This is a genomic window from Salinarchaeum laminariae (assembly GCF_023204835.1).
Lineage (GTDB): Archaea > Halobacteriota > Halobacteria > Halobacteriales > Salinarchaeaceae > Salinarchaeum > Salinarchaeum laminariae.
In genome coordinates this window covers 2263194-2277152 of record NZ_CP096270.1, presented here as the reverse complement: position 1 = coordinate 2277152, position 13959 = coordinate 2263194, and the positions used below count along the sequence as shown (strand labels likewise).

Here is a 13959-nt window from a genome sequence, read left to right as displayed (position 1 = left end):
ACTGTGTCTCGACTACTGGCCGTCCCGACGAGCAGAGAGCAGAACTCGCGAACGCGGCGTTACCTCGACGGTCGCTACTCCACGTACCGGTACTGCCGTTCGCCCATCCGGCCCCAACCATCGAAAACGAACTCGCTGTCTGGGGTAGTCAGCGCCTCGATGTCGGTATCGAGGTCGTGGTTGTGGGAGTCGTGGATCGTCTCGTACTCCTCGAAAGAGATGTCGTACCGGGATTCAAGCTGTTCCCCGACGTTCATCGAATCGATCTCCTCCCGCCAGCCATCCAGCACGGTTTCGTCGTGAATTTCGGCCTGGGCACCGGAGCCGTAGGACGCAACGAGAAGCTTCGATCCCGACAGATCTCGGTCGGTCTCGTAGGCGTCGAGCAGCGCGCTTGCACGCGCCACGTGCACCGAGCCAGTGTACCAGTTGCCGACCTCGCGTGAGACGTCCAGCGTCGGCTCGATCCGCTCGTCGTACCACGTCTGATACCGATCGGTCTCGGCGAGGTCGTCCGTGTACTCGCTGAGCGCTTCGCGGTAGGCTTCCGTGTCCTCGAACTCGTCCTCCTCGGGCTGGGCGCCGATCTCCTCGGCGAGCTCGGCCTCGATCTCCGTCCCGCGGACGAGGTTGCGATATCCCAGCACGGCGGCCTTGCGGACCATGCCCGGGAACGGCGTGTGGAAGGGAACGTAGGCGAAATCGTGCGGGTGCACGTCGCCACCCGACGCCTCCTTGTAGTCCTCAAGCGCCTCCCGCGTCCGGGCGAGATAGACCTGCATCGAGCGTTTGCCGTCGACGCTCGGGAACTGCTGGTTCGGCTTGAGGAAGTCCGTCTCGTCGGCGCTCCCGATCCCCTGGGCGTGGGAGAACTCCACGACGGAAGGATTCTCGGTGATCCACAGCGCGACAGCACCGGCACCCTGCGTCGCCTCGCCGGGATCGTCCCGTGCGTACAGTGCGGTGTCCGTCGCGATCACGATCGCACCGCGACCACGATTCCGGCCGGAGGCGATCCAGTTGAACGCGTCGTTGACGCTCTGGGTGCCCGCGATGCAGGCGAACTTCCGTTCGCCCTTGTTCGCGTGGTGGAAGTCGTCCTCGTACACCTGCTCGAGACAGCCCGCGACGTACGTCGAGACGGGCTTCGAATTGTCGAAGGCACTCTCCGTCGCGACGTCGATGCGCCCGACGTCCTCGGGCTCGAGCCCCTTGCGCTCCATCAGCCTGTGGGCGGCGTTCGCACCCATCGTGACGATGTCCTCGTAGCTGTCCGGGAACGAACTGGCGTGGAGGCCAAGCCCCTTCGTGTACTTGCCCGGATCCTCGTCCTGTGCCGGTGCGAACGTGCCCGGAAGGTCCAGTTTGAGATTCCCGACCCAGAGCTCCATTGCGTCGATCCCGACGGCTGTCATACTAGGTGGGTGGCCGTCGGCGTGGGATAAGGGCTTGTCGATCAAAGGTTCGTCAGATGTCGAGAGGCAGAAGAACAGAAGCGCTGGAAGCGACAAACAGAAACAGGCCGATTGTCGTGATCTGCGGTCAGGGGACGTCTATGCTGAAGGTTTCCGATCCCGTTGTTCCGTCAGCAAGTGTATAGAACGTGGTAACTGAGAAACTTTCGCCAGACATATCGATTCGCTGTCCGTTCTGCTTCTGGAACTCATAAAGGTATATTCTGGCAGAACTCCCCTGAGACATGGTCGGATTCCCGTTATTGTCGAATCCATCGGCGTCGAGGTCTATGTCAGCCGGCAACGACACACCGCCGTTGAAGTCGTTCCAGCCATCGCTGACATCAGCGGATACGTAGAGTTCAGTCCGGCGTGGCTGATCGTTCGGCCTTACGCCGTCGCTTATCGACTTTGCCTGACCACTCGTTTTGTTGATCACCATTCTGGTAATTTCAGCCTCTTGGCCCAGATCGTTGCTGATCGTGAACTCGACTCCGCCGGGGACGTTATCATTTTCGTCCGGCCCGTCAACTGCGACGGCGTCGTCGTTGTAGGTCATTTCGGATACCAGATTCACGACTTCGATCGCTATCGTGTCACTGCCATCGTTACCCGACGCGAGTACGTCGATAGTACCGGTATCGACGGCGGTGAGGTTAGTAGTCACAGCTCCGTCCGTTCCACTCGATGCCGAAGACGGATTGACGTACCCGACGCTCGTATCGTTGACCGCGAAGGTGATATTGATTCCGTTGAACTGGGGGTTTAGGGCCGCGTTGAGCTGTAGTGAATCGTCGGAACTTGCGCCAACGTCCCAAGTACAATGATTCGAATCGCACTGGGAGAGTGACGTATCGGAGTTTTCACTTTCCGACGACGGATCCGTCCAATCCACGCTATACGCACCGCCGCCCCCGCCACTGCCCCCGCCACTACCGCTGTTCGCCTCGGAAACGTCGTAGCGAGTCGTTTCGGCCACACCGTCGCCGACTTCGACCAACGCCATTCGAAGATCGTACTGTGGTCGGTCGAGTTCGACCAGGATTCGTTCGCCATCGTAGCGCGCCACTCGCGTATCGGGAGTCCCGTCCGAAAATGTCGTCCCAACTGTCTCGTTCCAGACGCTTGGGGTTTTCGTCGGCATCCACAACTGAATAGGCCCAGCTGAGTCGTTCGTAATCGAGATGGGACCCGTAGGCCCGCTTATCGTCTCCGGATCGATTGAGATAGGCTGCGTTCCCTGCTCGGAGAGATTTCCCCGGAGGACGGTCAGCGTCAGCGAATCTCCGCGGACAGCGCGTTGTCGAGTTAGCGTGTTGGTCGCGTTGTTCTCAAAGACGTTGAACGCCAGCGAGTGTTCGATATTCGTGACGCCAGCGTAATCGAATTCCGTATAATGGGGCGTGTAGACGATTCGGTTGGTCGTGTGGTTACCTGTGACGAGATCCGTGGGATCACCAGACCCTTCATACGATCCCTGAACTTTGACATTACCCAGCGAAATGTTGCCTGCCTCCTGAGTCCGCAAGGCTCCCCGAATTGGGGGTGGATTCAAAAAGATAGTCCGCGGCGGGTACTGATCGCCGAGTTTTACCGACACCGCATTACTCTGGCCTAGGGTCCCGGCATTGCTAATCGAGTTACGCAGTTCAGTCAGTTGCTGGCGGACCTCCTGATTGTGATTAAACTCGACCTCGGCGTTCTGGTCGGGAACGACCTGCACCTGATACATCGTGATCGCAATAACGACGAAGGCGAGCAAGATGGCTGCCCCAACCTGCACGGACTGCCCACGCTCGTCGTTTAGAAGCCGCATTTCGAGAAAATTAATCGTGGGCAAGGTAAAACGCTTGTTGCCGCTACGGACTGCGGTATGATGATACTACCCGGATCCAGCGAGTCTTAGTTAACGATCCTACTTGTAATTGCGTGGCTGAGGTGAACGACGGTCGACCCGCCGTTACTCTTCGGCGTCTTCTTCTTCGACGACCTCGGGATCGCTCATCGCGCTCTGGAGGCTATCGAGTCCGTTGATCCACTCGGTGACGAGTCCGTACTCTAGCTCCTCGGCGACGCTGATGTCGAGGTCCTCGCCGTCGATGACGAGCGTCCCCGCCTGCGCGGCGAATCCGAGCGCGGCGTCGAGGTCCTCTTCCGCTTCGGCGTCGGCTGCTGCGCGGAGATACTCGCCGACGTCCGCGTCCTCGGCCGGACCGCCCACGACGTACTCCTCTGCAGAGTAGAAGACGCACATGAGACTCGTCTGAACGCCATCGACCAGGATCGCCGTTTCCTCGTCGTCGAGACCGGGATCGTCGAGCACGACTTCACGAATGTCCGCGATCTCGCCCATCGCCTCCTCTTCGTCGAGGTGGCCGTCCTCGTAGGCCGTGACGATCTTGGCGATCGCCAGCGCCGCGTCGTCCTGCAGATTCAACAGGAGGCGGGCGGAGTCCTCGTCCTCGGGATCGATCTCTTCTTGAGATATGCGGTCGATCCAGTTCTGCCAGCGATCCTCGGAGTAGAACTCCTGTGGCGGCTCGCTCATACCCGAGCAAACGGGTGTGCAGTGAAATGCCTTTCTCTGCGGGACGGCGATGGGTTTCGAATCGTACGTGGCGATCGCTGGCGAGAGGAGCCCGCTCCCGGATGAATGCGGTTCTACGACAGGCAATCGTGAGTAGACTGATCCCCGAACTGCTACCGATCGGTACCGCCGACGCGACCGGCGACTCGCCGAGACGGTCAGAGTCGGTCCCTGTGCTCCGACGCCAGTTCCTCCGCGCGATCGAGTGACGGCGTGGCCTCCCAGCGGACCTGCTCGCCAGCCCCGTAAGCGAGTGCCTCCTTCAGTTCGTCGGTGAGTACGCCGGCTCCGACCTCGACGACGTCACCGTCCGCGTCGCCGATTTCGTAGACACCGTAGCGTTCGGGAGCTTTCCCGACGGTAGTGCGGGAGAGGTCCTCCCAGGCTTTCCGGAGCGGCATCGGTCACTCCTCCAGCTGGTCCTGGCCGTTCTCGGCAATCTGGGCGCCCTCCTCGGCTTCGGTATCTTCGCGAACGATTTCGTAGGAGGCCTCACCCATCTCGTCCTCCGCGAAGACGAAGATGCGACCGCGAGCGACCTCCGGCTCGCCCTCGATCACGATCGCGTGGCCCTCGGCGCGGGCGGTCACGCCGGGGAACAGTTCGGTCTCCTCGCCGGGCTCGACGAAGACGCGGCCGACGCCAGTCTCCTCGAGGATGTCGTCGTGGGTCGAGCGATCGTTGACGTACGTGAGCACGCCCTCTGTGTCGGTGGGATCCGTGACGAGGACCTGAACGAGCACGCCGGGACGAGTCCGGACGGAGCCCTCGCGTTTCGCCGGAACGCCGTTGTAGAACGCCTCCCGCTCGTCGAGATACTCGACGACGACGCCCTCCTCCCGGAGATCTACGGGGAGGGTCGACGGGGAGACGGTCGATCGGTGGGACATACCCGTCGGTTGGTCGGTGACCGGGAAAAGAACCGCGTTCGCGTCACGTCACGTCACGTCGCGTTTGGATGCGTCACTGCACGCCACACGCGACCGGCCGCGATCTCCACCCCCTCGACTGGTACCTCCTCCGGTCAGGCACCCCTCGACCGCCACCGGGCGATGAACGATACCAGTCCGTCGCAGGCGCTTCCGCGGAACGACACCGTCAATGGTATGTGGTGGCGAACGGAGGGACGGATATGGACGGTCGGGCGAAAGCACCGGGCGCGGGGACGATCTGCAACGCACTCGCGAACGGACAGGGATCGGCGTTCGCCATCGAGGCCTACACCACTGCGAGCGTCTCGCTCGACCCAAAACGAGACGGTGTCGACGGCACGATCGACGGAGCACCGGACGCGGACACGTCACTGATCGAGCGCTGCGTAGCGCTGACCATCGAGCGCTTCGGTGACGGCGAGGGCGGTACGGTCCGCACCGACAGCGAGGTTCCGATGGCTGCCGGCCTGAAGTCATCGAGCGCGGCGGCGAACGCCACGGTGTTGGCGACGCTCGATGCTCTCGGCGTCGCTGACGAATCGGATCCGACGCTGACAGCCACCGACGCGACCGACCGAGTGGACGCCTGCCGGCTCGGCGTCGAGGCAGCACGCGACGCTGGCGTCACCGTCACCGGCGCGTTCGACGACGCCTCCGCCAGCATGCTCGGTGGCGTCACCGTCACCGACAATACCGACGACGAGCTGCTCGCCCACGAAGACCGGGACTGGGCAGTGCTCGTCTGGACGCCCCCGGAGCGGGCCTACTCCGCGGACGCCGACGTCGAGCGCTGCCGGCAGATCGCCGGGACGGCCGATCTCGTGATCGAGCACGCCCTCGAGGGCGACTTCGCTCGCGCGATGACGGTCAACGGGTTCGCGTTCTCCGCCGCGCTCGAGTTTCCGACGGAGCCGATGGTCGAGGCCCTCCCCGAGGCTGCGGGCGTTTCGCTGTCCGGCACCGGGCCGAGCGTGACGGCCGTCGGGGATCGGGAGGCACTCGAGACGGTGCGCACGGGGTGGGCGGAACGCCCTGGAACGATCAGACTGACGACCACGCAGACCGAGGGAGCAACTATCCAATGACAGACCACGAGGAAACCCAGACCGACGACGCGCCCGAATCGATCACACGACTGCTGGCCGATGGCGGTGAGCCGAGCGGGGCGAGGGGAACCTCCTCGGAGCTTCGCTCCGACGGTGGTGAGCGATCGCAGCGCGATCGCGATCCTCGTCAGGGCCTCAGGCCTGACGGTGGTGAACGCGAGGGAATGCAGGACATGGCCCTGGACGAGCTCCGCGAGGAGATCGAGTCCATCGACCGGGAACTCGTCGAGCTGATCGCCCGCCGGACGTACGTCGCAGACACGATCGCGGCGGTCAAAGACGATCGCGACCTGCCCACGACCGACGAGCAACAGGAGCAGCGCGTGATGGATCGCGCGGGCGTCAACGCCGAGCAGTTCGACGTCGACGCCAACCTCGTGAAGGCGATTTTCCGGCTACTGATAGAGCTGAACAAGGTCGAGCAGCGAGAGAATCGGTAGGTACGCCGCCTCGGTCGCGGTCACGTTTCGGCCGGTGTCACCTGCTGCGGGAGCGAGAAGCGCGAACGCAGTGGTCAGTGCTCGTGATCAGTCGAGTCGCCGTGATCGTGTGGCTCGCCGGCCTCGTGAACGTGTTCGTGGGGATGCGCGTGCTCGTGCTCGCCAGCATCCGGGATCACCATCACCTTGACACGGCGGACGGCGTCGAAGTCCCGGAGCTCGTTCACCAGTCCGTGGATGCGATCGCCATCGCCGCGACAGAACAGGGATTCCAGACAGAGATCGCCCTGGTGTGAGTGGCTCGTGTTGAGAATGACGTCCTGAAAATCGTGCTGGACGCCGTGGAGCTCGCGGATGACGTCGTGGTGGCGGTAGTCAAAGCCCACCAGCGCGACGAGATCCTCTCCCGCGCCTTCGAGACGAGTGTGAGCCTCGACGTACTCCAGCATTGCCTCACGGACCGCCCGAGAACGGCTATCGATGCCCTGCTCCTGCCAGACCTGATCGAATTCCTCGAGCAGCTCGTCGGGGACGTTCAGACTCGTTCGCACGAGTACATCGAGAGGAGCCCGAACCAAGAGTCTGCGGTCTCTCCACTGCCGCGTATGCAGAGGTGGGCGTCTGGGTAGTAACAATCGCTAAACGGGGTCGTGGTGTGAATCACATCCAACCGATGGTACACGGAGAGGCGCCCGGCGTTCTCGCCGGAGCGATCGTTCTCGGATTCGCCCACGAGGAGGAGTTCGAGATCATCGCGCTCTGTACCGGCTCCTCACACTGTCTGGAACTCATGCTCGCGTACGCGATAACGGTCGTCCTCGGCATCGTCGGACTAACGATGCTAGTCGTTGCAGGCTACCAGCACTTCGAGGAACGAGTCGAACGGATCACGCCCTACCTGCCGGCGTTCTCCGCAGCGGTGCTGATCGTGATGGGGACGGGTTTCGTGTTCGGAATCCTCTGAGAGCAGATGAGTACGTGGACAACCCCGATGGATCGAGCGGTCAGATCACTGGCTCCGGGACGCCGACTCGTCGTTCGCTGACGCTGACCCGTCGCCGGACGTCGCCGAATCCTGCGAGCTCGGGACCGGATCGATCGGGGCATCACGGAACTGATCTGCTGGTCGATCGTCTTGCTCGGCCAGCGATTCGAGTAGCCGGTCCGCGATCGTCTCGCGGATCTCACCGGCGACGTCACGGTCCACGTCGATCATCTTGCTGTCGTCGCTGACCAGACTCCGCGAGCCGGCGACGTCGACGTGAAGCGTCGCGAGCTGCCGACGGCGCTGGAAGATCGTCTGGGAGTCCGCGACCGTCTGTACCCGGTGATACGGGACGATTTTCGTGGTTCGGCTCCAGAACCCGTGGCGAGTGACGACGTACTCGTCGGTGAGCGCGTAGCCGAGATTCCGCCACTTCAGGTGTGCTGCGACGGGGATCAGCGGCGCGGCGAGAGGCACGATCCACCACGGACCGTTCCAGACGCCGCTGGCCACCGCACTGTAGGCGATCGCAGTGAGAATCCCGAGGACGATCGCGTATCGCGCCACGTAGCGGGTCCGCGCCCGTTTCGGCGGGCGTTCGAACGCGGGGAGATCCACAGGCTCGATCTCCTTCGCGAGCTCGAGGACGCGATCGCGTCGGGCGATCGGCACTGCAGCCTGCGAACCGCCTTCCTGCCCCGGAGAGAAGCCGGCTGTCTCGGCAGTCAGCGAGGCGTAGCCGACGAACCGTGAGAGCACGTTCTCGGTGACCGTGACCGCCTGCACTTTCTCGAGCGGGATGGTCCCCGAGAACTTCTGGAGGAGCCCTCGCTCGTACCGGAGTTCGTCGTCGACCGCGAACAGCTGGAAACCGTAGTAGTTCGTCACCGCGTACGCGGCGCTGAGGACCGCTGTCGCGAGGTAGATCGCGAGCACGATTGCCGGAACGAATAATACGGCAAGACCGGCGCTTCCGCCAGCGAGCTCCGTGATCTCCGGAACGAACGGCGTGAGGGCGAAGAAGACCAGCGGGAGAATTCGGGAGTCCAGCGAAACGACGCCCAGAACCCCCAGCTCGCGCGGCGTCATCTCGAAGAGGAGTTCGCGTCGGTCGGCAAGGGTTCCAGCCTCGGTCGCTGCGGCGTCCGCAGCAGATGCATCCCCCGCGGTTTCCTCGGTGCGACTCCGGCGCTTGCGCTCGCTGATTTCGTTTTGAAGTCGGTTGGCCTCGGCGGCACCGACGTACTGGAGGTGTGCCTCGGTGCCGCTCCCACCGGCGGTCTCGACGCGGACTTCCGCGAGCCCGAGCGCTCGCTGGACGATCGTCCGTTCGATCGATACGTTCTGCACGCGGCCGTAGGGGATCTCGCGGGAGCGCCGCGATACAACGCCGGCGTCGATGTCGAGCGTGCTCTCGGTCAGCGCGTACTCATAGCGGCGATAGTAGGCGTACTGCCAGCCCACGATCGCGATCAACCCTGCGATGATCACCATCCCGGCGACCGCGAACGCGAGCGCGCCGTCGAGGAACTGTGGAACGCCGAAGAAGGCGAAAAAGGCGATTAGCACGACGTTGCCGGCGGTGCGGGCCGCACGATACGGGATCGAAAGCGGGTGGAGCTTCATACGGCGGTGTCGTCCTCCGCTGCGATCGCGAGCTGTTTCAGCCGGCGCTGGTGCTCGGTCGCGCGGTCCGACTCGATACCGGGGATCGTAACGTCGGCCCCACGCGATCCGGCGGTGTAGACCACGAGCGTCGACAGGCCTGCAACTCTGGCAATCGGCCCACGAGCGGTGTCGACGTGCTGTATCCGGACGAACGGAACGACGGTCCGGACGCGCGTCACAACCCCGCGTTCGAGATAGATCGCGTCCTCGCGGAACTCGTACTGCCAGGCGCGATAACGCAAGACGGCGTGGGTGACGAACAGTGCGAGTAGTGCGGTCGTGATCGTCGCGGGGACGAGCAGGCTGATCTCGAGCCACTGCCACGCGGCGGCAAAAGCGATGGCCCCGAGAACGAGCGACCAGACGACACCACGAGCGATCCAGATCGTCCGAATCCGCGGGTGGAGCGAGCGTTCGGAGACGGTCAGCTCGGAGGGGTCGACGTCGGTTGCGTCGAGATTGGAGTCATCTAACGAATCGCCAGATGACTCGGCGGCGTCTTCAGATCCGTCAGTGAGGTCGGGATCGTCACCGGAGGCTCCTCGCATACGTACGTCAATCTGCCCCGAAGCATCAAAAAGGGCCGCGTCGCGTCCCAGCCGTTGCTACAGTTCGATCCACTGGCTGTCGACGTCCTGATCGAGGAGTCGCCAGCGGTGCTCGGCGCCAGTTTCGCTGGGCCGGACCTCTACAACCGCGTCGAACAGCGGTTCGAGTAGCTTCACGTGATCGTCGTCGGGCGCGAGCCGCAGGTGGAAGTGGCCCATTCCGTTGACGTCGCGAACGCGGGCGGTGACGACGTGTACCAGTCGGAAGACGGTCTCGGGATCGTGCTCGGAGAAGAGGGGACCGAGCGAGTCGAGGCAGACGCGAAACTCCGCCGGCTCCAGTCCTTCCTCGGCAGTCAGACCGTCGATCTTGTCCGCGACCGCCTGGCCGAGTGGCCCGAGCAGGTCGCTGTCGACGATCGTCGCGTTGCACTCCACGCCGGGATCGCCGTACGTGATAAGATTCGTGTCTCCCGCGGCGTCCTCGGGTGGAAGCCAGCCACAGGAGCCGCCGGGCGACGTTCGAACGACGAGCCGGGTCCGCGGCGCGTCGGTCCCGAGCAGTCGACGGCAGACCGCGTCGTGGGCGGAACGGTCCGCAGTACCGACGACGACCACGTTCGAGCCCGTTCGCTTGAGCGTGGCGAGTGCCTCGGAAAACGTGGACCCGTCGGGGCCCTCGCCGCCCTGTTCGGACCGCATTCTTGCATTATTCTGATTTCAGTATCCAATAAGCGTTGTGGCCAAAATTACCGACGTGATTCTCACAGAACAAATGTGCGGGCGACGTGTCACTCGTTTTTCGAACGGCGTTGTCGATAGCTGGTTTCGAACGATCGGGTGATACTACTCTCTGGTCGCAGACGAGTTCCAGCGATACGCTCCAGAACACGGGTGAGAACAGTCACTCACAGCCTAGGCCCGGAGCTATGAATAAGATCGTATGTTGTAGGAGAACTTCGACGCCGAGGAATGTCGGAGACGAAACCGGTTCGCCTTCTCAGAGTTGCTTGGAGACGTATGGACCGTCTTGCCGGTAGTCGAGTTGCTCACGGTAGTACTCGCGTGCGCCGATCCCAGCGATGACGGCGAGCTTCGAGTACCCTTTCTCCCGAGCCATCGTCTCCGCGCGCTCGACTAGCCGGCGGCCGTGCCCCTGGTGCTGGAACCCCCCGTCGCTCTGGTTCGAGTCGGCGGAGGCACCGTCGACTGCAACACCCGATCCCTCGGAGCCAGCGTCAGTCTCTCCGATTCCCAGCTCGTTACCGTAGACGTGGAGCTCGCGGATGATCGCGGCGTCCTCGAGCTCGCGGCGGATCGGATCGCCGGGCTCGCGAAGTCGGCAGAAGCCGATCAGGAGGTCCCGGTCGAAGTCCTCGATCGAGACGAAATGTTCGGTCCCGCCGGCGGCTTCGTACGTATCGACGCGGAGTTCGGGATCGACCGGCTCGGCGTCGTTCATCCCGACCTCGCGACACCGGATACAGTCACACGTCCAGCCGTGGTCGTCCATGCGCTTGCGGGCGAGCTGTCGGAGGTTTGACTTCCAGACGCCCCCTTCGATCACGGTGGCAGGGATGTCTCGCTGGACGCGCTGAAGTCGCGTATAGCGCGGGAGCATCGACTTGATCTCCGCGACGAGTTCCGCCGCCTCCTCGTTGCCCAGCGGTTCGAATTCGCCACGCCGGAACATGTCGTAGGTTACAGTCCCCTCGACGATCAGGGTGGGGTAGATCTTGAGATAGTCCGGCCGCCACTCTGGGCGTTCGACGAGCCGGCGGAAATCCTCGAGCACCATCTCCTTGGAGGCCCCGGGCTGGCCGGGCATCATGTGAAAACCGACCTTGAACCCCGAATCCCGGAGCCGGCGGTTCGCGGAGACCGACGCTGCCATGCCGTGTCCACGGTGCATCTCTCGGTTGATCCGCTCGAACGTCGTCTGGACGCCGACCTCGACCTTCGTGCCGCCGAGTCGGAGCATCCGGTTCACCTGCTCGGGATCGCACCAGTCCGGCTTGGTCTCGAAGGTGATCCCGATCGCGCGCACGTCGCCGGTCTCGTTCTCGGCGATGACGTCCTCCGTGTAGTGGTAGTCGGACGCGCGCCACTCCGCTCCGTTCTGGCCGCTATCGCGCTGTGGCCGACGATTGGGAGCGAAGCTCTCCTCCTCGGATGGAGTCGGCTCTGCGTCGGGATCGAAGTCGTTCATCGCGCGGAGCGCCTCTTTCACGAACCACTCCTGGTAGTCGTGGCTCCGGGCGGTCATCGTGCCGCCCATGAGAATCAGCTCGGCCTTGTCCACAGGGTGGCCGATCTTTCGAAGCTGGTTGAGGCGGAGCGTGACCTGACCGTACGGGTCGTAATCGTTCTGTTCGCCACGGGCTGCAGCTGGTTCGAGTCCGGTGTAGCTCTGAGCGGAGTCGAACTCCGAGTCCGGCCCACCCGGGCAGTAGAGGCACTTCCCGTGTGGACAGGACCGGGGGCTGGTCATGATCGCGACGGGAGAAACGCCCGATGCTGTCCGGACGGGCTTCCGGTGAAGTACCTCCGCGAGCTCATCGCGGCGGCCGTCCGGAGCCCGATCGAGCAACTCGGTGTGTTTTGGCACCTTCGACGCGGAGTACTTCGAGCAAACGTCGAGTTTGGCAGATTCGACGTCGTCGCGCTCGAGGTCGCCAGCCAATACCCGTTCGACGAGCTCCTCACACGCCTGCTCGAACCCGTCGTCGGTGCTCATCGGCGGGAAATCGGGGAGGTTCGGGAATAAGCGTGACGCTACCAGTGGCGCAGAGCTGCCCGAAGGTGGTGCCCTCCTCGTGGCCAGAAACCCCCCAGAGAGCAACCAATGGTTTAACGATCGGGCTCGTAGCGCCGTCCAACGGCCAGCCATGGCAATCGAGAACCACCCGAGCGTCCGAGACCTCGTGCGGCGGACGCTCGACGCGCCTGGGGACGCCCGCGAGGCGCTCCCGGTGTTGCTGGACGCCCTCGACCACGAGGACCCAGTGGTTCGCGTCGGCGTCGCCTGGGCTATCTGTGCTGTGACCATCGCGAATCCAGACGACGCACCCGACGTCGTCCAGCGTCTCGAGGGGACCCACGGCCACACGGCCTCGATGGCAGCGACGTGGATCCGCCGCGAACTAGAACTCGATGGAACCGACGGCACGCCGGGCGATCTGCCTGCCCGACGGTCCGAGCAGGCGGACGGGACGGTGGAGGACGATACTGCGGAGCACGATCCAAACGCGCCGGCTCGCCCATCGCAGGGTGCAAAACTTCAATCGTCTCCCCCGGAGGAAGAGTCGGCGAACGACGCTGGAACCGACGACGCCTCGACGTCCGGTAGCCCCGTGCATGAGCGCCCGGACCAGGTCGTTCAGAACGGACAGTTCACGCTCGAACTCGATCGGACGAACTTCGACTCACTCGAGATCGTCGAGCGCGTGGCGTCGGATCGCAACTCCTGGACGTATGCAGGGATCGCGAGCGTGAACGCCGAGCGCCACGCCGTGCTCGTCCGGACCTACCGACCGCCACAGGGTGCGCGACTCTCAACGTTCTCCGGAGCCTTCGAGACGGCCGTCACCGACTGGGACGGCGTCGACGACCACGAGAACGTTCTGAGCGTCCACGACTACGGTCGGCGACCGCATCCCTGGATCGTCACGCAGTATGCCCCGCGGACGCTCCGGTCGGTCGGTCGGCTTCCAGTCGAAGCCGCACTCTCGGTCGGACTCGACGCCGCGACCGGACTCGGCCACGCCCACGAGCGCGGGATCACCCACCGGTCCCTCGATCCGCGTGCAGTCGCGCTCGATAGCGAGAACGGCCGGGCGATTGGCCGGCTCGCGAACTTCGGGATCGTCGACCCCTTCCGGACCGTCGACGGGCCGCTTCCGCTCGACTCGCGGTACGCCGCTCCGGAACTGTTCGACTCCGACCACGGCGCGGTCGACTGGCTGACAGACGTGTACCACCTCGGAGCAGTGCTCTACACTGCTTTCACCGGACGACCACCGTACGAGGAGTCGTTGGTCCGGCGCGGCGGCCCCGTCGGCCTCTCCTACCAGCCGCCGTCGAGCGTCGCCGACGGGGTGCCAGTCGCTGCGGATCGAATCGTCGCGAAGGCGATGGCGACTCACAAGATCGCACGCTATGAAAGTGCCGACGAGTTCGCTCGCGACCTCACGAGCGCGCTCAGCGAGGTCGAGGACGGGACATGACGCTGGCGGCGGC

At 63.8% G+C, this 13959-nt stretch carries 13 protein-coding genes and 1 pseudogene; 4 read left to right on the top strand and 10 right to left on the bottom strand.

Annotated features, from left to right (window positions below):
* Positions 1-74 precede the first annotated feature (74 nt).
* From hmgB to MXF70_RS10660, 5 genes are all read right to left on the bottom strand, one after another.
* A complete protein-coding gene (gene hmgB / locus MXF70_RS10680) occupies positions 75-1415 on the bottom strand; it encodes a hydroxymethylglutaryl-CoA synthase (RefSeq protein WP_248515621.1) in 1341 nt (446 codons plus the stop codon).
* A gap of 127 nt (positions 1416-1542) precedes the next feature.
* The gene (locus MXF70_RS10675) at positions 1543-3270 is read right to left on the bottom strand and encodes a hypothetical protein (protein WP_248515620.1); all 1728 of its coding nucleotides are present in this window, start codon (positions 3268-3270) and stop codon (positions 1543-1545) included.
* A 144-nt stretch (positions 3271-3414) separates the two neighbouring features.
* Entirely contained in the window at positions 3415-4002 is a 588-nt protein-coding gene (locus MXF70_RS10670; protein WP_248515619.1) for a DUF2150 family protein, read from the bottom strand.
* Between the two features lie 197 nt (positions 4003-4199).
* Positions 4200-4442, bottom strand: coding sequence for a DUF7508 domain-containing protein (locus MXF70_RS10665; protein ID WP_248515618.1), 243 nt, complete (start codon positions 4440-4442; stop codon positions 4200-4202).
* A gap of 3 nt (positions 4443-4445) precedes the next feature.
* The gene (locus MXF70_RS10660) at positions 4446-4931 is read right to left on the bottom strand and encodes a DUF5796 family protein (protein ID WP_248515617.1); all 486 of its coding nucleotides are present in this window, start codon (positions 4929-4931) and stop codon (positions 4446-4448) included.
* Positions 4932-5173: 242 nt separating this feature from the next.
* On the opposite strand from MXF70_RS10660, the gene MXF70_RS10655 reads away from it, so the two are divergent.
* Both MXF70_RS10655 and MXF70_RS10650 read left to right on the top strand, forming a co-directional pair.
* Positions 5174-6058 carry a shikimate kinase gene (locus tag MXF70_RS10655; RefSeq protein ID WP_248515616.1) on the top strand — a complete coding sequence of 295 codons (885 nt, stop codon included), beginning with the start codon at positions 5174-5176 and terminating at the stop codon, positions 6056-6058.
* A gap of 185 nt (positions 6059-6243) precedes the next feature.
* Entirely contained in the window at positions 6244-6519 is a 276-nt protein-coding gene (locus MXF70_RS10650; protein ID WP_248518390.1) for a chorismate mutase, read from the top strand.
* 74 nt (positions 6520-6593) lie between these two features.
* On the opposite strand, the gene MXF70_RS10645 is transcribed toward MXF70_RS10650, so the two are convergent.
* Entirely contained in the window at positions 6594-7070 is a 477-nt protein-coding gene (locus MXF70_RS10645) for a CopG family ribbon-helix-helix protein (RefSeq protein ID WP_310736344.1), read from the bottom strand.
* 158 nt (positions 7071-7228) lie between these two features.
* On the opposite strand from MXF70_RS10645, the pseudogene MXF70_RS10640 reads away from it, so the two are divergent.
* A pseudogene (locus MXF70_RS10640) lies at positions 7229-7483 on the top strand (hypothetical protein); the annotation flags it as partial.
* Between the two features lie 45 nt (positions 7484-7528).
* Here the strand turns inward: MXF70_RS10640 and MXF70_RS10635 are convergent.
* The 4 genes from MXF70_RS10635 to MXF70_RS10620 all read right to left on the bottom strand — a co-directional run bounded on the left by MXF70_RS10635 (position 7529) and on the right by MXF70_RS10620 (position 12457).
* Complete coding sequence (locus tag MXF70_RS10635) at positions 7529-9130, bottom strand: PH domain-containing protein (RefSeq protein ID WP_248515615.1); 1602 nt, start codon at positions 9128-9130, stop codon at positions 7529-7531.
* Positions 9127-9600: a PH domain-containing protein gene (locus MXF70_RS10630; protein WP_248518389.1), complete on the bottom strand. Its 474-nt coding sequence runs from the start codon at positions 9598-9600 to the stop codon at positions 9127-9129. The genes MXF70_RS10635 and MXF70_RS10630 overlap by 4 nt, the downstream gene beginning before the upstream one ends.
* Before the next feature lie 177 nt (positions 9601-9777).
* On the bottom strand, positions 9778-10422 hold the full coding sequence (locus MXF70_RS10625; protein ID WP_248515614.1) for a DUF7504 family protein: 645 nt from the start codon (positions 10420-10422) through the stop codon (positions 9778-9780).
* Between the two features lie 298 nt (positions 10423-10720).
* Positions 10721-12457 carry a tRNA uridine(34) 5-carboxymethylaminomethyl modification radical SAM/GNAT enzyme Elp3 gene (locus tag MXF70_RS10620; RefSeq protein ID WP_248515613.1) on the bottom strand — a complete coding sequence of 579 codons (1737 nt, stop codon included), beginning with the start codon at positions 12455-12457 and terminating at the stop codon, positions 10721-10723.
* Between the two features lie 151 nt (positions 12458-12608).
* On the opposite strand from MXF70_RS10620, the gene MXF70_RS10615 reads away from it, so the two are divergent.
* Positions 12609-13946: a protein kinase domain-containing protein gene (locus MXF70_RS10615; RefSeq protein WP_248515612.1), complete on the top strand. Its 1338-nt coding sequence runs from the start codon at positions 12609-12611 to the stop codon at positions 13944-13946.
* The last annotated feature ends 13 nt before the right edge of the window (positions 13947-13959 follow it).